This is a genomic window from Collinsella sp. AM23-17, from assembly GCF_003470945.1.
GTDB lineage: Bacteria > Actinomycetota > Coriobacteriia > Coriobacteriales > Coriobacteriaceae > Collinsella > Collinsella aerofaciens_O.
Genome location: NZ_QRHU01000016.1, coordinates 42,142 through 63,463 on the forward strand (window position 1 = coordinate 42,142; position 21,322 = coordinate 63,463).

Annotated in this window: 19 protein-coding genes and 1 riboswitch; of the genes, 10 read left to right on the top strand and 9 right to left on the bottom strand. The window is 62.6% G+C overall.

Translation table 11 applies throughout. The annotated features are described in order from the left end of the window. Positions 1 to 70: 70 nt before the first annotated feature. From DW645_RS07140 to nadA, 4 genes are read right to left on the bottom strand one after another with little or no spacing between them, the layout of a single operon-like run. Positions 71 to 616: a transcription repressor NadR gene (locus DW645_RS07140; RefSeq protein ID WP_118227044.1), complete on the bottom strand. Its 546-nt coding sequence runs from the start codon at positions 614 to 616 to the stop codon at positions 71 to 73. Continuing rightward, positions 616 to 1,476, bottom strand: coding sequence for a carboxylating nicotinate-nucleotide diphosphorylase (gene nadC, locus DW645_RS07145; RefSeq protein ID WP_118227046.1), 861 nt, complete (start codon positions 1,474 to 1,476; stop codon positions 616 to 618). The genes DW645_RS07140 and nadC overlap by 1 nt, the downstream gene beginning before the upstream one ends. Positions 1,477 to 1,479: 3 nt before the next feature. Further along, positions 1,480 to 2,856, bottom strand: a complete 1,377-nt coding sequence (locus tag DW645_RS07150) for an L-aspartate oxidase (protein WP_233540735.1) — start codon at positions 2,854 to 2,856, stop codon at positions 1,480 to 1,482. Positions 2,857 to 2,912: 56 nt separating this feature from the next. Then, positions 2,913 to 3,938, bottom strand: a complete 1,026-nt coding sequence (nadA, locus tag DW645_RS07155) for a quinolinate synthase NadA (RefSeq protein ID WP_118227048.1) — start codon at positions 3,936 to 3,938, stop codon at positions 2,913 to 2,915. Between the two features lie 206 nt (positions 3,939 to 4,144). On the opposite strand from nadA, the gene DW645_RS07160 reads away from it, so the two are divergent. Next, positions 4,145 to 4,273, top strand: coding sequence for a GHKL domain-containing protein (locus tag DW645_RS07160; protein ID WP_147356637.1), 129 nt, complete (start codon positions 4,145 to 4,147; stop codon positions 4,271 to 4,273). Positions 4,274 to 4,337: 64 nt separating this feature from the next. Here DW645_RS07160 and DW645_RS07165 read toward each other — a convergent pair whose 3' ends face one another. Beyond that, positions 4,338 to 4,913, bottom strand: coding sequence for a hypothetical protein (locus DW645_RS07165; protein WP_118227070.1), 576 nt, complete (start codon positions 4,911 to 4,913; stop codon positions 4,338 to 4,340). A gap of 136 nt (positions 4,914 to 5,049) precedes the next feature. On the opposite strand from DW645_RS07165, the gene trxA reads away from it, so the two are divergent. The 7 genes from trxA to hypE all read left to right on the top strand — a co-directional run bounded on the left by trxA (position 5,050) and on the right by hypE (position 11,594). After that, a complete protein-coding gene (trxA, locus tag DW645_RS07170; RefSeq protein ID WP_118227072.1) occupies positions 5,050 to 5,370 on the top strand; it encodes a thioredoxin in 321 nt (106 codons plus the stop codon). A gap of 231 nt (positions 5,371 to 5,601) precedes the next feature. Then, complete coding sequence (locus DW645_RS07175; protein WP_006235225.1) at positions 5,602 to 5,850, top strand: hypothetical protein; 249 nt, start codon at positions 5,602 to 5,604, stop codon at positions 5,848 to 5,850. 1 nt (position 5,851) lies between these two features. After that, positions 5,852 to 6,364 carry a nickel-responsive transcriptional regulator NikR gene (gene nikR / locus DW645_RS07180; RefSeq protein ID WP_233540736.1) on the top strand — a complete coding sequence of 171 codons (513 nt, stop codon included), beginning with the start codon at positions 5,852 to 5,854 and terminating at the stop codon, positions 6,362 to 6,364. Positions 6,365 to 6,393: 29 nt separating this feature from the next. After that, positions 6,394 to 8,838 carry a carbamoyltransferase HypF gene (gene hypF / locus DW645_RS07185; RefSeq protein ID WP_118227052.1) on the top strand — a complete coding sequence of 815 codons (2,445 nt, stop codon included), beginning with the start codon at positions 6,394 to 6,396 and terminating at the stop codon, positions 8,836 to 8,838. Between the two features lie 134 nt (positions 8,839 to 8,972). Then, positions 8,973 to 9,233 carry a HypC/HybG/HupF family hydrogenase formation chaperone gene (locus tag DW645_RS07190; RefSeq protein WP_118227054.1) on the top strand — a complete coding sequence of 87 codons (261 nt, stop codon included), beginning with the start codon at positions 8,973 to 8,975 and terminating at the stop codon, positions 9,231 to 9,233. Beyond that, positions 9,233 to 10,348: a hydrogenase formation protein HypD gene (hypD, locus tag DW645_RS07195; protein ID WP_233540737.1), complete on the top strand. Its 1,116-nt coding sequence runs from the start codon at positions 9,233 to 9,235 to the stop codon at positions 10,346 to 10,348. The genes DW645_RS07190 and hypD overlap by 1 nt, the downstream gene beginning before the upstream one ends. Positions 10,349 to 10,559: 211 nt before the next feature. Next, positions 10,560 to 11,594 (top strand): hydrogenase expression/formation protein HypE, encoded by a 1,035-nt coding sequence (gene hypE, locus DW645_RS07200; RefSeq protein WP_118227056.1) that lies wholly within the window; start codon positions 10,560 to 10,562, stop codon positions 11,592 to 11,594. 181 nt (positions 11,595 to 11,775) lie between these two features. Here hypE and DW645_RS07205 read toward each other — a convergent pair whose 3' ends face one another. Then, positions 11,776 to 16,290, bottom strand: a complete 4,515-nt coding sequence (locus tag DW645_RS07205; RefSeq protein ID WP_118227058.1) for an FIVAR domain-containing protein — start codon at positions 16,288 to 16,290, stop codon at positions 11,776 to 11,778. A 167-nt stretch (positions 16,291 to 16,457) separates the two neighbouring features. Continuing rightward, positions 16,458 to 16,585, bottom strand: a riboswitch (cobalamin riboswitch). Positions 16,586 to 16,846: 261 nt separating this feature from the next. Here DW645_RS07205 and DW645_RS07210 point away from each other — a divergent pair. Next, positions 16,847 to 17,512, top strand: coding sequence for an HAD family hydrolase (locus DW645_RS07210; RefSeq protein ID WP_199576454.1), 666 nt, complete (start codon positions 16,847 to 16,849; stop codon positions 17,510 to 17,512). Positions 17,513 to 17,780: 268 nt separating this feature from the next. Here the strand turns inward: DW645_RS07210 and DW645_RS07215 are convergent, their stop codons facing one another. Both DW645_RS07215 and DW645_RS07220 read right to left on the bottom strand, forming a co-directional pair. Beyond that, entirely contained in the window at positions 17,781 to 18,338 is a 558-nt protein-coding gene (locus DW645_RS07215; protein ID WP_118227062.1) for a hypothetical protein, read from the bottom strand. Between the two features lie 233 nt (positions 18,339 to 18,571). Next, entirely contained in the window at positions 18,572 to 19,108 is a 537-nt protein-coding gene (locus tag DW645_RS07220) for a PTS glucose transporter subunit IIA (RefSeq protein WP_055310775.1), read from the bottom strand. A gap of 337 nt (positions 19,109 to 19,445) precedes the next feature. Here DW645_RS07220 and DW645_RS07225 point away from each other — a divergent pair, with 337 nt between their 5' ends. Next, positions 19,446 to 20,300 carry a MurR/RpiR family transcriptional regulator gene (locus tag DW645_RS07225; protein ID WP_117640720.1) on the top strand — a complete coding sequence of 285 codons (855 nt, stop codon included), beginning with the start codon at positions 19,446 to 19,448 and terminating at the stop codon, positions 20,298 to 20,300. Between the two features lie 143 nt (positions 20,301 to 20,443). Here the strand turns inward: DW645_RS07225 and DW645_RS07230 are convergent, their stop codons facing one another. Next, entirely contained in the window at positions 20,444 to 21,064 is a 621-nt protein-coding gene (locus tag DW645_RS07230) for a helix-turn-helix domain-containing protein (protein WP_055250846.1), read from the bottom strand. Between the last annotated feature and the right edge of the window lie 258 nt (positions 21,065 to 21,322).

The following is a 21,322-nucleotide window of genomic DNA, read 5'->3' on the forward strand; positions in this document are numbered from 1 at the left end:
GAGGCCTCCGCATCGCCGCGGAGGCCTCCTTTTTTGCATTCGTGGGCAGCTAATTGGGGACGGTGTCGGGCTAGGACAAATCATCCTCGTAGGGCATTAAATCGGCAAGGTAGCCCTTCTCCTTGAGTATGGCCTCGATCTCGTCGAGGGTCTGCTCGTCCTCCGCCGCGATGCGATGGAAGTGGTAGCCGCTCGTCACCGTTAGTAGTGGAAAGCTCTTGCCGCTCTCGATATCGTGCAGGTAGCGCTCAACATCGCGACGATTGCGGATGTCCAGGTCGGCCGTGATCTTGCCGTACACACGATGGTTGACGATCACGTTGAGCACGGCGCCACCCGCGTCGACGATACTCGTAAGCTCGTCGCCCGCCTGCTCCACGCCGTGGCGCACCTTAACAAGACGCGTGGGCACGGCGGGGCTACTCGCGGCTTCCTGCAGCACGTAGCCGCGGTTGGTCGCCACGATATCGTGCCCATCGGCACGCAACAGGGCAATATCCTGAACCACGACCTGACGGCTCACGCCAACCTCGCGGGCAAGTGCGCTGCCCGAAACGGGCTCCTTGGCTCCTTCGAGCACGGCCATGATGGCACGGCGACGCTCGCGGGCGTTCATTATTTACCGTCCAGCAGACGCAGGTGCTTAAGCGAGAGGTCGAGGATCGGCGCAGAGTGCGTCAGGGCGCCCGAGCTAATATAGTCGACACCCAGATCGGCCAGGGCGCGAATGTTGCTGGCGTCCACGTTGCCCGAGCACTCGGTCTTGGCGCGGCCATCGATAAGCTCGATGGCGGCAGCCATGTCGTCGTGGGTCATGTTGTCGAACATGATGATGTCGGCGCCGGCTTCCACGGCCTCGCGCACCATGTCCAGGTTCTCGCACTCGATCTCGACCGTCGTGGTAAACGATGCATGGGCGCGCGCCATCTCGATCGCACGCATCACGCCGCCGGCGGCGTCGATGTGGTTGTCCTTGAGCATGACGGCCGTCGACAGGTTGTAACGGTGGTTGCTGCCGCCGCCGATCTCGACCGCGGCCTTCTCGAAGACGCGCATGCCCGGCGTGGTCTTGCGCGTGTCGACGAGCACGGTCTTGGTGCCCTCGAGCACCGCAGCCATTCTGTGTGTATAGGTAGCGATACCGCTCATGCGCTGCAGGTAGTTGAGCGCCACGCGCTCGCCCGAAAGCAGCACGCGCGCATCGCCGCGCACCTGGCCCACGTGGTCGCCGGCGTGCACCTCGTCACCGTCGGCAACATCAAACAGCACCGAGCTCTGCGAATCCAGCAGCTCAAAGGTGCGAGCGAACACATCCAGGCCGGCGATGATGCCATCGGCCTTGGCGATAAGCTCCACCGTGGCGGGACGCGCCGTGGGGCACACGCTCGCCGTGCTCACGTCCTCAAAGGTAATGTCCTCGCGCAGAGCCTGCAGAATCAGATCATCGACGACGAGTTTCATGGTAATGGGATTCATGGTCTACTCCTCCACGGCCTGCGTGCCGGCGGCACGGGCCAAATCATCGATTGCCAGGGTGTCGGCGCTCAGGGCGCGATGACGGCCATCGAGCACGGGATCGCCCGCCTGCTCCACGGCCAGCGACTCGCCGGTACGCATGTACCACGCGGCGCGACGACCCCAGACCAGCGCCTCGAGCAGGCTGTTTGATGCAAGGCGGTTCTTGCCGTGAACGCCGTTGCAAGCCGTCTCGCCCGCGGCGTAGAGCTCGGGCATCGAGGTGCGGCCGTCCTTGTCGACCCACACGCCGCCCATAAAGTAGTGCTGTGTGGGCGTAACGGGGATGGGCTCGTCCAAGATATCGCGGCCGTCCTCCAGGCAGCGTGCGCGAATGTTGGCAAAGTGCCCGGTCACCACATCGCGCTCGACGGGGGCAAAGCTCAGCCACTCGTGCTCGGTGCCGTCCTGCTTCATCTGCTCGCGAATAGCGGCGGCGACCACATCGCGCGGCTGAAGCTCATCGGTAAAGCGCTCGCCGGCGGCGTTGAGCAAAATCGCGCCTTCGCCGCGGCAGCTCTCGCTGATCAGGAAGGTGCGGCCCGGCTGCGGCGAGAACAGTCCCGTGGGATGGATCTGCACGTAGTCCAGGTGCTCCATCTTAATGCCATGCTCCTGAGCGATATAGCAGGCATCGCCCGTGAGCTGCGGGTAGTTGGTCGAGTGGTCGTATACGCCGCCGATGCCGCCCGTTGCCCACAGCGTATGGCGGGCATGGATCTTAAAGGGCTCGCCGGCATGCACGCCCTCGGCGGCATTTGTCAGCTCGTCGGCGGGACGAACCGAGTTGTCCTCGTCCACGGAAACGGCGACGACACCGGCACACACCGTGGCGCCGTCACGCTCGGCCGTCAGGATGTCGGTCATGGCCACGTGCTCCAGAATCTGCACGTTGTCCAGCTTGCGAACGGCCTGGAGCAGCCTGGTCGTGATCTCCTTGCCCGTAATATCGGCATGGAAGGCAATGCGCGGGCGGCTGTGCGCGCCCTCGCGGGTAAAGTCGAGGCTGCCGTCGGCCTTGCGCTCAAAGTCCACGCCCATGGCCAGTAGGTCGTTGATGACCGAGCGGCTCGAGCGGATCATGATGTCGACGCTCTCGCGGCGGTTCTCGTAGTGGCCGGCGTGCATGGTGTCCTCAAAGAAGGCATCGTAGTCCGAGCCCTCGGGCAGCACGCAGATGCCGCCCTGCGCGAGCATCGAATCGCACTCGTCGACGGCGCCCTTGGAGAGCATGATTACGCGCGTGCTCGTCGGCAGATTGAGAGCCGCATACAGGCCCGCCACGCCGCAACCGGCAATGACGACATCGCACTCCATATCGGGGTATTGTTTGGTTTCCACAGGAATCCTCTCCCTTGTAATGTGACATAAGGGATGGTCCCTCATGTCACATTGGCTTAGCGCGCCGCGTACTCGAGCATGCGGTCGAGCGTGAGCTTGGCCTGATCGGCGGCCTCGTCCGACACGCCAATCCGCACCTCGCCCTCGCCCGTCTCCAGGCAGCGCACGAGCTTTTCGAGCGTGATGAGATCCATGTTGACGCAGGTGGGCTGCACCGCAGGGAAGTAGAACTTCTTGCCGGTGCCCTGGCAGCGGCGCTCAAGTTCGTAGAGCACGCCGCGGACCGTCACGATGATGAACTCGCTCGCGTCCGACTCCTCGGCATACTTGATGATGCCGGCAGTAGACCCGATGTAGTCGGCCTCAGCCAGGACGTCGGCCTTGCACTCGGGGTGCGCTAGCACGAGCGCGTCGGGGTGCGCCTCCTGCGCGTCGACGATCTGCTCGACGGTGATGATGTGATGACGCGGGCAGTAGCCATTGTTGAGGATGACGTGCTTTTGCGGCACCTGCTCGGCTACGAAGCGGCCCAGGTTTTGATCGGGGATGAACAGGACATGCTGCTGCGGCAGCTCGGACACGATCTTGACGGCGTTGGAGCTGGTGACGCACACATCACTCCAGCTCTTGATCTCGACCGTCGAGTTGACGTAGCACACCACGGCAAGGTCGTCGCCGTACTCGGCGCGCGCCGCGTCGACCGTCTCGTGCTTGACCATGTGCGCCATGGGACAGTCCGCGCCCGGCTCGGGCAGCAGCACGGTCTTGGTGGGGTTGAGCAGCTTGGCGCTCTCGCCCATAAACTCCACGCCGCACAGCACGATGGTCTGCTGCGGCAGGCTCTTGGCAAGCTTTGCCAGGTAGAAGCTGTCGCCGACGTAATCGGCCACGGCCTGCACCTCGGGCGCCACATAGTAGTGCGCCAAGATCACCGCATCACGTTGGGTTTTTAGTTGCTGAATGGCCTCGACGAGCTCTGCGGGCACCAGTGCCGCGCGCTCCGTTGCCGTCGTTGCCGATGCTAGGCCGGCCGCGATATCGTGTGCAAGCTCCGACGCATCCATGTTCGCGCTCTGTGCCATCAAGGCCCCTCTCTTTTGGCGAATCTTGGGGCTTTAGTATGACACCTGGCTTTACAGCTGACAAGACAGCTGTAAACCTAGGTGTAAAGTTGAAATAAAGATTCAATCATGCGGCAGGTCCATTTTCGAACTGGCAAGCTGAGGATAGCCGAGCTCTCGATAGCGCAGGAGGCATCTTTGGACGGCCGCCGCGCATGGTCGACGGCATGCCCGTGACCCAGCATGCGGGCCACGGCTTTGGAACCAAGAGCATCAAACTTGCCGTGGAGCGCATGAACGGCAACTGCCAGTTCCGCATTAACGGCGATCGGTTTGAGCTGTGCGCTGTGATGTAGAAGTACGGCGCCGATCCTGCGGCGTGTCTTGCCCGCCAGGCAATCGCTCGCCGGCGCCAATCCGCTACAGCGGAGCGGCCGCCGGGGTCAGCTGCTTGATGTAGGCCCACATGCGCTGCTTGGCCGCCTTGTCGGTCAGCGCCGCCTCAAAGCCATCGAGCGCGAGCACGCGGCGACCCTGCACATGGGCGACCAGGCCGGGCTTGAGCATGGCGGTGTCGAAGTCATCAATCGCCACGAGCATATCGGCGTAGGTTTCGCGCATGACATCGGCCGCGCTGTTATCGAGCAGCAGCACCGCCTCGGGATCCAGAGCCTCCAGTGCCTCGCGGAACAGGTCGCACGGCAGGGCGTGGCCCACCGTCACAGCTCCGTCGCCCGCGCCGGCAACGCTTGCCAGCACGCAGAAATCCTCAGGCGCATAACCGATGGCCCCGAGTGCCTTGCGCAGTGCGGCGCCATCCGCGCCGGCGGCAAGCTCGCCGCCCAAACGCTCGGCCTCATCTAAATCGCCTTTGACCAGCACAATCGGCGAGCATGCATTGCCCGCGACACGCACGCCACGCGCCGCAAGCGACGCGAGCTCCTGCTCGGTGGCCTGTGCGATAGCTTCTTTTTTCTGGCTTTGTGACGTGGACATGCGCTCTCCAATCGTTTGCGTGCCCACCATTATATAAAAGAGCCGCCTGCGAGTGGTTGCATTGCGGGCCGTTGGGTATAAGCACGGTCGTACTGAGTTTTACGCGGCCGAGCCGCGTCGCATTATGGAGGTCACCATGGCTGACATTAAGCAGATTACCCCCGAGAACTTCGATTCCGTCGTTAGCGGCAACCTTCCCGTACTGGTTGATTTTTGGGCACCGTGGTGCGGGCCCTGCCGATCGCTCTCGCCCATCGTGGACGAAGTAGCCGACGAGCTGGCCGGCAAGCTTGCCGTTGCCAAGTGCAACGTCGATGACAATCAGGACCTGGCCATGAAGTTTGGCGTCATGAGCATCCCCACGCTGGTTGTCTTTAAGAGCGGCGAGGAGGTCGACCGCTCGGTCGGCGCGCTGCCCAAGGCAAGGCTGCAGGCATTGCTGGAGAAGCACCTGTAATACGCTGGTTACATTTTGGCGTCCTGCCGCCGTCCATGAGCGCTTTTGCACCGCTCGCCGGACTTCTGGGTGCACCGCGTGCGACCACGGATAGTATGGTAAATACAAACAGCCCCCAGTGAACGGGTGCGGGTCAGACGGACTCGCACCCGTTTTCTTATGCGGCGATGCGCAAAGCGGGCGTAGTAGAATCTGAACCACTGATTAAACCCGTACAAAAGGAGACTTTCCATGCATGACGTCGGAATGAACATGAGCCAGCTTGCCATGAGCGTCAAGCAGGTCGACGACACGATCGAGCTCGCCCACGAGTGGAGCCATCAGCTGCTGCATGCGACCGAGAACTTTGACATGGAACGCATTGGCGCCAAGCTCGAGGCCGCCATGGCGGCACTCCACGAGGCGCACGACGCACTCGAGGGCTACGAGGAAGCCATCGAGGCCGACCATAACTCCGTTGGCTCCGTAAAGCTGGTGTAGCGTGGCCGAGCACGAGCACGCCTGCGATCACGAGCACGAGCATCCGCACGGGCCGACCGGCGACATGGGCTGCCGTTGCAGCGGCTCCGCCTCAGAGCTGGTCCGTTTTTCAGTCACCGCGCCCGACGACCTGCTGCGCCGCTTTGACGAGCAGATCGCGCGCCGCGGCGACGTGGCCAACCGCTCCGAGGCAGTGCGCGACCTGATTCGCGCCTCCATTGCCAAGGAGCAGATGCGAACACCCGACGAGCAGGTCATCGGGTCGCTCACCATGATTTACGACCATCACACCGGCGACCTGACGCGCCGCCTGGACGAGGTGCAGCACGACTACACCGAGGAGATCGTATCGACCATGCACGTGCATCTGGATCACCACAACTGCTTGGAGATTCTGGCGCTTAAGGGTCGCGGCGAGCGCGTTTACGAACTGGCCGACCGACTGCTGGGCCTGCGCGGCGTTAAGCACGGCGAGCTCACCTGCGCCGCCACCGAGCAGAGCTTGGGGCTGTAACAGCACACATTTCAACGAAGGAGGGCCGCATGCGACATGCGCATATCCATGTAACGGGCATTGTGCAGGGCGTCGGCATGCGACCGTTTGTGTATCGCGAGGCCATGGCGCACGGCATTTGCGGCTGGGTGCTCAACGCGGGCGATGGCGTGCATATCGAGGCGCACGCCCTTGGCAAAGCACTCGACGAATTTGTCGACGCGCTTTCCGAGCATGCGCCTGCGGCGTCTCGCGTGGAGCGTGTCGAGGTTGTAGGCCTAGCACCCGGCGACTGGGACGCCGCCAACGAGCAGGGCTTTCGCATTGTGGCGTCGCAGGATCAAACTGCCCACACGACGCTCATCTCGCCCGACATCGCCACATGCGATGACTGTCTGCGCGAGCTGTTCGACCCCGCCGACCGACGCTTTCATTATCCCTTTATCAACTGCACCAACTGCGGACCGCGCTTTACCATCGTTCGCTCGCTGCCCTATGACCGAGCGGCCACCTCGATGGATCGCTTTCCCATGTGCCCCACCTGCGCCGCAGAGTATGCCGACCCGCTCGATCGGCGGTTTCACGCGCAGCCCGATGCCTGCTTTGATTGCGGACCGCATATTACGTGGCGTGAGGCCGATCGCGGCGTTACGCCAGCTGGTGTCGACGCGACGCCAGCCGTCGGCTCCACGCGTGAGGCCAGCGACGCCGTCATCGAACGCTGCGTCGAGCTGCTGGCAGGCGGCGGCATCGTCGCCATCAAGGGTCTGGGTGGGTTCCACCTGGCCTGCGACGCCACCAACGAACGAGCGGTATGCGAGCTGCGCCGTCGCAAGCGTCGCAGCAACAAGCCGCTTGCCGTTATGGTGCGCGGCCTTGCCGACGTCGAGCGCCTGTGCCACATCGATGGCGTTGAGCGCAACCTGCTGGCCGGCAGCGTTCGCCCCATCGTGCTGTTGCGCCGCCGCGCTGCCGGCAACGACGCCTACGGCTCCCCCGAGCTCGCGCCATCCGTCGCACACGACTTGCCCGAGCTCGGCGTCATGCTCCCCTACACCCCGCTTCAACATTTACTGCTCGCCGCGGCTGTAGCGCACGGTATGCACGCAATCGTCATGACCAGCGGAAACCTGAGCGAAGAGCCCATCGAGACCGACGATGCCCTTGCATGGGAGCACCTTGTTGCCGCCGGCATCGCCGACGCGCTGCTCGGTAACGACCGCGCGATCCTGTCGCGCTACGACGACTCCGTGGTACGCGTGGTCGACGGCGACGTCATGCTCGTGCGTCGCGCACGCGGATATGCGCCGCAGCCGCTGTCGTTGCCGGCGCTCAACGGCACCACGCCCTGCGTGCTCGCCTGCGGGCCGCAGCAAAAAGCCACGATTGCACTCACGCGCGAAGGGACGAACGGCGAGGCAGCCTGTTTTGTGTCGCAACATATCGGCGATGTCGAAAACGGCGCGACTTTCGATGCTTGGAACGCCGCGCGCTCGCGTCTGGAAAACCTCTTTGACCTGGCGCCTGCCGCCCTGGCATGCGACATGCATCCCAGCTATCTGTCGAGCCAATGGGCGCGCGAGCAGGCACGGGAGCACAATCTGCCGCTTATCGAAGTCCAGCACCATCATGCGCACATCGCGAGCGTAATGGCAGAGGCGATTGCCGCAGGCCGGCTTGCGCCCGATGCACGTGTCCTCGGCATCGCCTTCGACGGCACGGGTGCCGGCACCGATGGCACCATATGGGGCGGCGAGTTTCTTATCGCCCATCTCGCCGATTTTGAGCGCGTCGCGCATCTGCGCACCTGGGCGCTTCCCGGTGGCGCCGCATCCGTACACGATGCCCGCCGCAACGCCTTTGCCCTGCTCAGCGAGCTCAACCTGCTCGAGCACCCGGGAGCCGTGGGGCTCTTGAACAGCCTTGACGAGCAAACACGCAGCATAACGGCAACGATGATCGAGCGCGGCATCAACAGCCCGCGCACCAGCAGCATGGGTCGCCTGTTTGATGCCGCCGCCGCGATCCTAGGCATTTGCGGCCAGGCGACCTACGAGGGCGAACCCGCCATCGAGCTCGAAGCCGCCGCCTGGCGTGCACTGGACGGCGAAATCGCCCGTTTTCCCGACAACAACGTCGGCTATTTCGCATCTGGCCCATCGTTGTTAGACCAGAAAGCACTCTTTGAGGCACTTTTGGAGGGAATTGAAGCCGGAGCGCCCGCCGACAGGCTCGCACTCGACTTCCATGTCTCCGTCGCGCGCTCCTCGGCACGCATCGCCAGCGATATCTGCGCGTGTGAGGGCATCGACACCGTCGCGCTCTCGGGCGGCGTGTTCATGAACCGACTTCTGCTTCAGCTCCTCACCCGCGAGCTCAAAAGCGCAGGTCTTACTGTCCTTGTCCCCCACACCGTACCCGTCAATGACGGCTGCATCGCCTACGGTCAGGCGACGGTCGCAAGCGCTCGTCTTGCGCAGATCGCATCGCAGTAGCTCGCCCTCACACACCACTGTGCCCAGCCGTCTCACAGGCGTAACGCGTTTGCCCGCAAACCCCGCGAGCGCTACCATCAACTGATGGATTATTAAGCGCCCATCCAGCGCAAAGCGTATAAAAGGGGAACAATATGTGCCTTGCCGTTCCCGGCAAAGTAGTCAAACGCGACGACGACCTCAAGGCCACTGTCGACATGATGGGCATCGAGCGCCCCGTGTCGCTGCGACTCGTGCCGACGGCGCAGGTAGGCGACTATGTTCTCGTGCACGCCGGCTTTGGCATTCAGATTGTCGACGAACAGGAAGCGCAAGAAACGCTCGAGCTCGTTAACGCCATGGCCGAACTGGCCGAAGAAGACCAGCTAGCCAGCAACCCGGCCGAGGCATACTAGTGGCGGCCGGACAGCCGGCTCGCTCCGGTATCGACTTTTCGGCATTTCGCGACCCCAAGCTGGCTCGCGAGCTCATCGATCGTATTCATGAGCTTGTCGGCAACCGCAGCATCAACCTTATGGAAGTCTGCGGTACGCATACCGTGAGCATTGGCCGCTATGGCTTTCGCTCCATTATGCCGACGGGACTCAAACTGCTAAGCGGCCCGGGGTGCCCCGTTTGCGTCACCGCCAACCGCGACATCGATCACGCAATCGCGCTTTCCAACATGGACGGTGCCATCATCACCACCTTTGGCGACATGATGCGCGTGCCCGGATCGTCCACCTCGCTTGCCGCGCAAAAGGCAGCGGGGCGCGACATCCGCATCGTCTACTCTCCGCTCGACGCACTCGACATTGCCGAGCAAAATCCCGAACGCCCGGTCATCTTTATGGGTGTTGGCTTTGAGACCACAACGCCCACCATTGCCGCCGCTATCCTGGAGGCTGACGCGCGCGGGCTCCAGAACTTCTCGGCCTACTGTGCTCACAAGACCACGCCGCCGGCTCTGCGTGCGATCTCCAACGACCCCGAGACGACCATCGACGGCTTTATCCTGCCTGGTCACGTCGCTACCATCACAGGCCTGGCACCCTTTGGGTTTTTGGTCGATGAGTTCGAGACCCCCGGCGTAGTCACCGGGTTTGAGCCGGTCGATATCTTGCAGGGCATCTGCATGCTGGTCCAGATGATTGTCGATCACAGGCCCGCAATCGACAACGCCTACCGCCGTGGCGTCAATGCAGACGGCAATCCCGTGGCGCGCCAGCTGGTCGAGCAGGTATTTGAGCCGCGCGACACCACGTGGCGCGGGCTGGGGCCGATTGCCGGCTCGGGCCTCGTCATTCGTCCCGAGTTTTCGCACTTTGATGCCAGCATGCGCTTTGACGTGCCCATCGAGCCGACGGTCGAGCCACGTGGGTGCCGCTGCGGCGACGTGCTGCGCGGGGCCATTACGCCGAGCGACTGCCCTCTGTTCGGCCACGCTTGTACACCCGAGCATCCCGTCGGCCCGTGCATGGTGAGCTCCGAGGGCAGTTGCGCAGCATATTTCCGCTACCGAGGCTGTTAGGTTCCGCCGTTCTAACGAACGGCGGACCGGTCGACGCTGCGCGCCATTCAGGCGAGCGATTTGCCTTTCAATCGTCGGCTGCGGGCAAAAGCCCAGCAGCCTCCTCTTTCAAGGCAACTCACTTCGCCTGAATGGCGCTCGCTGACTTTTACTTAACATCGATTCTGCCACACTCAGCTATTGCCGACCCCCCACGATTGGAGTTTTCGATATGTCCCGTACTGCCACCGATAGCACTGTCCTGTTGGGCCACGGCTCTGGCGGCCAGATGATGAAACGCATCATCGATGAGGTCTTTTTGGATGCCTTTGGGTCGCCCGAGCTGCTCGAGGGCAACGATGCCGGCGTCGCCGCGCTGCCCGCAAGCGGGCGCATCGCCATGTCGACCGACAGCTTTGTCGTCTCGCCGCAGTTCTTCCCCGGCGGCAACATCGGCCGCCTCGCCGTGTGTGGAACCGTCAACGACGTCGCGACCTCAGGCGCTAACGTGCGCTACCTCTCATGCGGCTTTATCCTCGAAGAGGGCTATCCCATGGATAAGCTGCGCCAGATTGTGCAAACCATGGCCGAAACAGCGCGCGAGGCGGGCGTGGCGATCATCACCGGCGACACCAAAGTGGTTGAGCGCGGCGGGGCCGACGGTGTCTACATCAATACCGCCGGCGTGGGCGAAGTGCCCGCGGGCGTAGCGCTCAGCGGTGCCAACTGTCGGCCCGGCGATGTCATCCTGGTGTCGGGTACGCTAGGCGACCACGGCATCGCCATCATGAGCCAGCGCGAGGGCTTGGCGTTTTCGAGCAACATCGGAAGCGACGCTGCGCCGCTCAATCATCTGGTTGCCGACGTGCTCGCCGCTGCCCCCGACACCCGCTGCTTCCGCGACCCCACGCGCGGCGGCCTGGCATCCACGCTCAACGAGTTTGCCCAGGCCAGCGGCGTTGCTATGGAGATCGACGAGGATACCGTGCCCGTGCGCCCCGACGTGCAGGCGGCATGTGAGATGCTCGGCTACGATGTGCTGCAGGTGGCAAACGAGGGCAAGATGGTCGCCGTGGTGCCTGCTGAACAGGCCGATGCCGCGCTGGCCGCCATGCGCGCCGCCCGCTACGGCGAGAATGCCGCCATTATCGGTCGCGTGCTGCCGCTTGCCGAGGACGCCCGCCCCGCTGTGCGCGTGCGCACCGGCTGGGGATCGACCCGCATCCTCGACATGCTCGTAGGAGAGCAGCTGCCGAGAATTTGCTAGCGGCTGCTCTGCAAGCTGCTCAGCATCCGGCCACAATCGGCCCGCCCATTTTCACTGGGACGTTGGCCCACTCAAACTGCGGGGAGATGGAAGGGCCCTCCTGCCGAGCTGATCGGTAGGAGGGCCCTTCGCTTTGCAAGACCATACTCCTTGCAGTATTTACCTGGTAGGCAGAGGCTCGCTACGCCGCGCGGCGTTTGGTGTAGACAAACCAGCCGCCGACGGCCCCGATACCGACGATGCCCACGGCAACGCCAGCGATAGCAAAGCCGTTTGGACCCGCGTCCGCAGCCTTGTTGGCGGCGCCGGCGCTCAACGCGGCGGTCTTGCCGGACGTACCCGACTTTTTGCCGCTCTTGTCTGTCTTACCGGCGACGGAAGACTCCGTCAAATCCTTCTTGCCGGATTCAGCCTCGTCCTTGGAATCGCCAGCTGCCTTGGCGCCCTCGCGCGAGGAAGCACCGGCCATCTTGGCGGCCACAGGAGCCATTACGCCCGCAAAACCGCCGGTCCCGTTGCCGGCACCGCCGTCCGACCCGGCACCCGGCGTCAGGACGCCCGGCGCCACCGTGGGCTTCTGCGGGTCCTTGCTGCTCGAGCCCTTGCCCGCCGTCACGACCGTCTTCCAGGCAATCGTCTCTCCCGAGGAGACACGATATGTCGTGAGCGCGCGGAGCGCCTGCTCGGTCGCCATGGCGTTGGCCGCGCCGCCCTTGCTGTGCGCATAGCCGTTGCCGCCGTCCACGCGGTACAGGTCCAGCGCGCAGACCACGTTGGTCACAGCATTTGCACACCCGTTGACGGGGTTGGCCGGGTCTCGGTCGAGCGAAAGCAGCGCGAGGATCACCTGGGCATTGGCCTCGGCAGAGCCGAAGTCACAGGTACCCGCGCTCATCCTGCCCTTGAGGTAGGAGAGGCCGTTCTCGATGGCAGCATCGACCTTGGTGTCGCCCGCATAGGGCGCCACGGCCTGGATCGCCATGGCCGTCAGGTCCACGTCGCCCAGCCGCGTACCTTCCACAGCGTCGCCGCTACCGAGGAGCTCACAGACGGCGTCCACGAGGCTCGCGCGCGTCCAGGCGGAACCGGCGGGCGCATCCGAGCCGCTCGCATTGAGCGCCATCAGTGCGAAGATCTTCTCGTTGGCGCGCGTCATATCGGTGCGGCCGCAGATGAGCTCGACCAGGTTGACGCCGTCATAGTCGGTGATGTCCTCGCCGATGGCGGAGAGAGCAAGCGCCACACGCTCGGTCTCAGTCAGAGCGCAGGTCGCACTCCCCCACTCGGCCTTGTGCTCGGCCAGCGAGGCGCGGTAGTTATCGAGCAGTTTGGAATCGATCTTGCGGCCCACCTTGGCAAAGTCGTAGATCTCCCACTCGTCGCCATACTGGAAGGCGTCGGAGCTGCGGCGCGCGTCGATGAACGCAGCGGCAGCATCGATGCCCGCCGAGGCGGACTCACTCGTGGCGGGGCTCGCGGCCACACCGGCCACGGTGATGGTAAGCGTCACGGGCTCGGCACCGGCAGTCGTGTCCACCGGCGTACCCGTCGCGACCACCGTGCCGGCCGAAAGCGCCGTCACCATGTAGTCGCTCGAGGCCACGTACAGGCCGTCATCGGGAGCGCCGTCGACGTGCTTCCAGGCGCCCTTCTCGTTGCGGTCGATGCTCACAATACCCGTGGCGTCCTTGTCGTCGAGCGTCTTGAACGACCAGGTGAGGCCGGGCTCGGTCACGCTCCAGCCATCCGCGTCGTTCTTACCGGTAAAGGTCAGGTCGAGCTTTTGCGCCGAGCCGGCCTTGAGGTAGAGGCTGCCCGTACCGGCCGTCACGCTCGTAAGCGGATTTTGGTAGGCATAGGTCACGTCGCACGACGCGCTGATGGCCTTGCCCTCGGCGTCCGTGTCGGGCAGCGTCGCGGTAAACGTGGTGGCGCCGGCCTTGTACGCCGTGTAGCCAATCTCGCCCGCGGTGGTGTAGGCTGCTACGGCAGGGTCGCTGCTCGTCACGGTAAAGTTGTCGCGGTTGGTGGCGTTGTCGGGCGTCACCACCGGGCGCGCGTGATCGGTCAAAAACGCGCCGCGCTCGGAGAGTGGGCTGCGGCCCTGCAGGTAGACGGTGGCGCCGTCCTCGTTATAGCCCATCGAGATGGACGTGGCGGCCACGGCTTCGGACGTCAGCGTCACGCTCTTGGAGCCGGCGCCCGCAGATGCGGCGTCGCGCGGGGTAACGGTGATCGTGGCACTGCCGGCATGCTTGAAGTAAAAGCAGGCCGAGTAGTCGTTGCTGTAGATGGTCGTAGGATCGCTCGAGGCAAAGTGGAAGCGGCTGAACGAGACGGGCACGTACTCGCCCTTATCGGCGTCGACGTAATGCACGCGAATCTCGAGGTTGCGCACCTCGGAGCCCTGGACGGTAGCCGCACCATCGGTCACGTTGCTCACGGTGCCGTCGGAGGCACGATACCACAGCTCAAAGTCGTCGAACTGTTTGGCCTTGGCCTTGATCTTGATGGTAGCCACGGTCTGCTCGGAGCCATCGGCCTTGTGCTCGGTGGCGGTCACCGTGCCGGTAGCGTTGTCGTAGACATAGAGCTCTCCCGTGGACTCGTTGATGCCGATGTTGCCGCGGTTGGCGTCATCGGTGCCCCAGGTGATGGTGCTCGTGGCCGGGACGCCCTTAAGTGCAAAGACGCCAAGTTTGCGGTAGGCGTCCACAGCATCAGGCGAAACCTCGAGCATATGGCCGGCAACCGTCTGGCTGGTGCCGTCGTTGGCCGTGAAGCTCACGGTGTAGGCGTCCTCGGGCGTGGTGTCCTCGGGCGCCTGGTAGCTGTTGCCCGAGCCAAAGACCGGCGTGCCATTTTTATCGATACCCCAGCTGCTGCCGTTGGCGCCGCAGTTGGCGTTGATAAGATCGGCGAAGGCATCGGTGGCCATGTCAGCGGGGTCGACAGCATAGGAGTTGACGAGCGCCGAGGCGGGAGCGCCCATCTTGTTGGTGAGGAATGCGCCCCAGTAGGTGTTGACGAGCTGGCCCGCGCTATAGGTCGCGAACAGCGCGCCCGCCGTGCCCTTGGAGGTCGAAACGCAGTTGGACACGATGCCGCCGTCGAGCGTGCGCGCAAAGCCCGCTACGCCCTTGCCGGTCACGCTCGTGGAGCAGTTGAGCACGGCGCCCTGAACCTTGTTGCCCAGGGGGCCGAACGCCTTGCCGTCCGTCGCTTGCTTCAGTTTGCCGGCAAATGAGATGTTCTGCACCACGCCCGTGGAGGCAACTCCGCCCATGAGCGACTTCACGCCACCGCCGTTGGCGAAGGTGATGATGTGGCCCTGGCCGTCGAGTGTGCCCGCGAGTATGCCCATGGGGGCAAAGAAGTACTCGTCATCGATGGTAATGTCGTTGTCGAGAACGTAATAGGCGTCGGCGTCGGCGGGTTTGAACTTGTTTTCGAGGTCGCTCTGCGAGCTCAGGTGCACTACGTTCTGTGGCTGAGCCACGGGCTCGGTGGGCTTGGGCTTCTCGAGCGCGGCAATGGCATCGGTGAGCGTCTTGGTTGCGGCGTTGACCTCGGCCTGCTTGGCGTCATCGTTGGCGTAGACGTCTTGAGCGCTCACAAGGGCCTCAGCGAGCTTCGACCAGCTCTCGGCCGTGTAGTCGTTCTCGATCTTGGCGTTGGCATCGTCAATCGCAGCCTTGAGGGCATCCTTGTTCACGACGACCGCAGCGTCGCCCGAGATCAGCACAGGCAAACCGCCCTGCGCAGACCAGGTAAAGCCGGTGGCAGGGGCATCGGTGTTGAGCTTATCGACCGAGGCCTGGGTCTTGAGCTCGTCGGTTGAGATTTTGCTACCGAAGGAAGAATCATTGCCAAAACCGCAAGCCTGGTCGCCCGCGGTGAAGAGGTTGTTGACCATAGCACCGGAGCTATACCGGCAAACGAGACCATGAGCGAAAAAGCCCGACATCGATCCGGAAACATAGGAGTTGATTACAGACCCACCGTTGAGCGTTCCCACCAGGCCGCCGTAATCGGCCCAAGAGCCGCCATCGCTCAAAGTGACCGTCGACCAGCACATCTGCACGGTTCCCGAGCAATTGATCGCAAGGGCGCCCTCATAATCGCCCATGGTTGCCCGGCCCGTCACGCCCAGATTCTGCACTGTACCGGTCACGCTCTTCGCCAACGCCTTGCCGTTGAGCACGATGCTATGGCCCTGGCCATCGAGCGTACCAGCCACGGTCTCGATCTGTTGGTCAGCCTCAAGGCTGATATTCGCCGCGAGCTTCACGGCAGCCCCGGCCTCGATGATGGTGGGCAGCTCATCGGCAGAAGAGACCATCACAGTCTCGCCGGCCTTGGCGACACGCACGTCACGTGCCTGCTGAGCATCGGCATCCTCGTCGTCGATGTCCGCCGCGGCAGCAAGGCTCTCATCGGCAGACGAAGCGGCCTCGGAGCTCGCCTCGTCCGCCGATGCCTCGGCGCCTTCAGCACCCGTCTGCTCGTCCGCAGTGAAACTCGACTCGTCGGCATTCTCGGCAGCATCCGCCTGCTGCGAGGCCTGGGCCTGCGCCTGCACAGCGATCTCTGCCACGCCCTCGGCAAATGCCGACGTACCCGGCATCGACCAGACTAGCAGCACCGAGAAAGCAGCGGCCCCCAGGCGCTTGAGCATAATGTTGTTTCGCGTCACCCGTTCTCCTTCTTTCGCGAACCTGCAATAGAGCCATGGCGAAGAAGGCGGGACAGGCGATACCCCGGCAGCACAAAGGCGCACGTCAGCCACCCTATCGGCAGCAAAACACACGCTCAGCAGCACCCCTTGTAGACCGGAATCCAGCGGCAAACAGAAAGGCCCTCGGTTTCGAGAAGAGCGCGGGCAGGTAATCTGGCTCGCGGGCGCGCCCGCACACAGTAACCGCCTTGCTCGGGATTCTCACCCGATTCCCCTTTATGCGTTCGCGCGCACCCGTGCTCCGGCTTCTATTTTTTAACGGAGGAAGTGTACGTTACCGCAGGTAAATCGGTCAATGCACTACACAAAAACCGCCATATCCGAGCCATACGGCTCCCGAATGGCCACCTATAGGCAGCCTCTATCGCCACCAGGCCGCTGACGAACCAAACCCGCCCACAAGATTGAGCGGCCCGAATGCCCCCGCGGGACTTTTGACCCGCCCATTCCCGGCTGGGCGGCACGCGCTATTATGGTTGCCGTTTGCGTGAGCTATATAGATGGGAGCGTACCTATGGCAGCTTTTTCCACCGTGATCTTTGACCTTGACGGCACTATCCTCAACACGCTCGAGGACCTGGCAGCCGCCGGCAACCACACCTGCGAGATGCACGGCTGGCCCACGTTTGCCGTGGACGAGTACCGCTACAAGGTGGGAAACGGCATGCTCAAGCTGGTTGAGCGCTTTATGCCCGCCGAGTATGCGGGCGACGGCCGTATGTTTGAGCAGACGCTTGCCGAGTTTAGGGCTTACTACGGCGAGCACAAGGAGGACCACACCGCCCCCTATGCCGGCACGATCGAGATGCTCGACCGCTTGCGCGCCGCGGGTGTGCAGCTTGCCGTACTCACTAACAAGGACCACGTCTCGGCGGCTCCGCTTATCGAGAAATACTTTGGTTCCGAGCGCTTTGCGCTGGTGCAGGGCCGTGTCGATGCGTTTCCGCCCAAGCCCGAAGCACCCGTCACGCTGCATGTGATGGAAGAGCTGGGTGCCAATCCGGCAACCACGCTCTATGTGGGCGATTCCAATGTCGATATCCTGACCGGCCACAACGCCGGCCTTAAGAGTGCGGGCGTCAGCTGGGGCTTCCGCGGCCGCGCAGAGCTGGAAGCCGCCGGCGCCGACTACGTGGTGAACACCCAGACAGAGCTCGCCGCGCTAATTCTGGGCGAGTAACCGCTCATCCCTCCCACGGGCAGCTAATGTGGGACGGGACTCTTTTAGCTGCCCCCCCGCACCAAAGAAATGTCCCCAACTGCCGGCAGAAAAGGAACGTCCCCAAGTGCCGCCCCAATGACTACCATGGCAACGCCGCAGGTAGAGGACGGACAGCGAGCGGGCACCAGAGCGAACAAATTGGCATGAAAAGAGGACGGCATAGACCTTCTGGTCATGCCGTCCTCTTTGAATGACAAGTTGTCGCTCTGGTGCCCGCGTAACTCCCCTAGTTCATCATCGCATTCATCATCTCGGTGGTTGCGGAATCGTCGGCAGACCACTCGTTATCCTCGTTGGCGGAATACTTAAAGGTGACCTTGGTGTCCTTGGTCTTAGCGGCCTTGGTCACGTCGACCATGACCTGGCCGGCCATCTTGTACAGGTCGTCCTCGGAAGGCATCGTATCGAGCGCCGCGATCTTCTCCTGATACTGGGTGGCGAAATCTTCAACGATCTTGTTCATGGACTTGCAGGTAATGGTGACATCGGCAGTCGCGGTGCCCTTGTCCTCGTCGACCGTCACATCGCCGATCTTGTAGTCAAAGCCCTCGAGATAGCTCTTGGCATACTCCTTGGGATCGATACCCAGCTGCTCAAACTCGTCGCCCGAAGCCTCTTCCAGACCGGAAAGGAAGTCATCGCCGCCGTTCTTGATCTCGTCGAACTGGCTCGTAAGGTCGTTGGTGATGAGCTCCTCCACCGAAGGCCCTCCGCAGCCGGAAAGCAGGACCACGCACGCAACCAAGACGGCCATGAGGGGCGCAAGCAGCAGCTTCTTTTTCATGTTGTTCCTCCAAACAAGCGGCGCCGCGTTCCCTGCGCAGCGCACGTCGTAACAGCAAGTCCATATTAGCGGCCAGGCCCAACCCCCTGCGTCACAAAAGCGCAGGCGGCTCAATTTGACGAACGAACGGCCTATAAAGCAAGCCCCCTGCAATAAAATGCGCCCACTCGGCCCATTAAAAAAGGGCGGCCGGATAACCCGACCACCCTTGCACATCCTTATGTTGTCGCAGTTTACTTGCGGACGACCTTAACGATGGCGTCGCCGGCGGCGACAGCGGAGTCGGCCTCGACGGCGAGCTCAACGTCGGCAAACTCGGCGGTGTTGGACACGGCCACGACGACGCAGTCCTTGTAGCCGGCAGCGGCGATCTTGGCGCGGTCGATCTTGAGCATGGGCTGGCCAGCCTTAACGACATCGTCGGCCTTGACGAAGCCCTCGAAGCCGTCGCCGTTCATGTTGACGGTATCGACGCCAACGTGCACCAGAACCTCGATGCCGCTATCGGACTGCAGGCCCACGGCGTGACCCATGGTGACGGTCACCTTGCCGTCGCAGGGAGCGTAGACCAGATCGTCCTCGGGCCACACGGCGCAGCCCTTGCCCAGAACCTCGCCACCAAAGACGGGATCGGGCACGTCGGCCATCTTGATGACCTTGCCCTTGACGGGCGAGCACAGCACGTCGGCGCCGGCAGAAGCAGAGATGGAGGCCGGAGCAGCGGCAGCCGCGGGCTCAGCCTTCTTCTTGAACATGTCAAACAGACCCATACGTTTTCTCCTCTTGATTCAGCGCAACGTTATGCGCATGCCTATGGTGATTATAGTGCCAAATGGCCAAAATACTAAGGCGAGGGCTCGAATCGCAAGCCCTTTCAAGCCCTTCCCAAAACCTTTTCCCCAGTGGTTCTCATATTGTCGATTAACCCTCGATAAGCCGAGTATCGTCTGCGCACGGAACGGGCAGAAGCGGGCGCGCCAAACCCGACACTTCTTTTCGCGCCCACGGACCGCCGCCGCCCCGTCCCTGACACTTCCTGATACCGACCGAAACGTGCCAAAATAAACCCGTTCCTTTTTGCCAGGTTTGGCAAGTGTGGGAGTTCGCATGGATATCAAACGCAAGATTACCGAGGCGCAGGGCCTCACCCCCACCGAGCAACAACCCGGCATTGCGGCCCTTGCCATCGGCGAGGACATCCGCGGGCTTTCTATTAAGGAATTTGCCGCGCGCACCAACGTTTCCGTTGCGAGCGTGCACCGTTTTTGCAAAAAGCTCGGCCTCGAGGGCTTCAAGGATCTCAAGGTCGAGCTTATTCGCTTGACAACTGAGGCGGGAAACCGTCGCGACGTGGACATCGACTTTCCCTTCGATGCTACGTCCACCCCCGCGCAGGTCATGGAGCGTATGGAAGGACTCTACCAGACTACGCTGGCCGAGACGCAGGAGCTGCTCGACCCCGCACAGCTCGACTACGCCGCCAAGCTCATCGCGAACGCCCGACAGGTCGATATTTTCACGGGCTCGCACAACCTCTATCCAGCAGGAATGTTCCGCGATCGCCTACTCTCCGACGGTAAAAGTGCGACGTGCCACGACAATGCCGAAGCCCAGGTGCGTACGGCGCTCGCCTCGGGCCCCGACCATGTGGCAATCGTTATCTCCTACAGCGGCCTTGCCCCCAACCTCAGGGAGATCTTGCCAATCCTCAGCAGTCGACATGTCCCGGTCATCGTCATCGGCACACCGTACTGCGCCCGCATTCACCCCGGCTTTGCCGCCTATCTCACGGTAAGCGACCACGAGAGCATGACGCACCGCATCACGCAGTTCGCCAGCCATATCGCCGTGCAATACGTACTCGATTCGCTCTATAGCAGCTACTTTGCCAAAGATTACGCCCGCTGCTCCGAGTTCTTAGAGCGCTCGTTTCCCTACACTCGCCTCCCCGGGCTCAAGTAGCGACGAGCGTGGATTTTTGGACACTCAGATAACGAGCGTGGATAATCTCCCACTTTGAGCCCGCACACAGGCCAAAACCGGGAGATTATCCACGCTCATTTTGGGTCCCCCGGGAACGCGTGAGGAGGGCGGATAGACAGCCGTTATTTGCGAGGCGTCAGCGACGTAAAGAGTCCGTGTTGGTTGCAGTAAAGATATATCCTGCCGCGCCCGGTAATATGGAAGCGCGGCTGCACCGATTGCTCTGGATAGAGCTTCTTAAAGCAGATGCCGTCCATAGTCGCATATGCCACAAAGCTAATGTAGTGATCCTTGGTCATGGGATGATCGAGCGTGACGTACCAATCGTCCTCGATGCGCTCGATGGAAAAGGCGTGGTCCGCGTCCGGCTCTTCGGCCTCCTGGGGAAACATCGTGGAGCCACAGCAGCTAAAGCTGCCTTCTCCGAGCGCGTGCACAACGTTTCCGCAGATAGGGCAAACGTAAAAGACGCCTTTGAGCATATTGCCTGCACGGTTGGCGTTGGCCCGAATGTCACCAGCCAAAAGCTCAGCCACGCTTATGCCGAGTCTCTGGGCCAAAGGCTCAACGAGGGAAATGTCGGGAAGGCCGCGGCCGGATTCCCACTTGCTGACGGCTTTATCGGTCACGCCAAGGCTTTCCGCCAGGGCGCGCTGGGTGAGGCCGCGCTCTTCGCGCAGCTGCTTGATGGCATGCGCTGCCAAAAAAGTATGGGAGGCATTGGTTTGCCGTGTCTGGTTCATGGGCTGTCCAATCAAATTGAAGAAATGGAGTGAACCGGTTCGACAGTCAGTATCCATTTGAAGGCCAGGCTCGACAACCTACGCTGCGTAGACATGCGCCAATCGAACGAGCGCGGTTTTTTGGACGCTCATCTCGAGCAGTCATTTAAGAACGTCCCCAATGACCACCGCATCCGGAGCAAGACAACGCCGCATGTAGAGGACGGACAGACACTATGACCCAATCCAGGGGCACGGAAACGACAGGAGCCCCCGCTC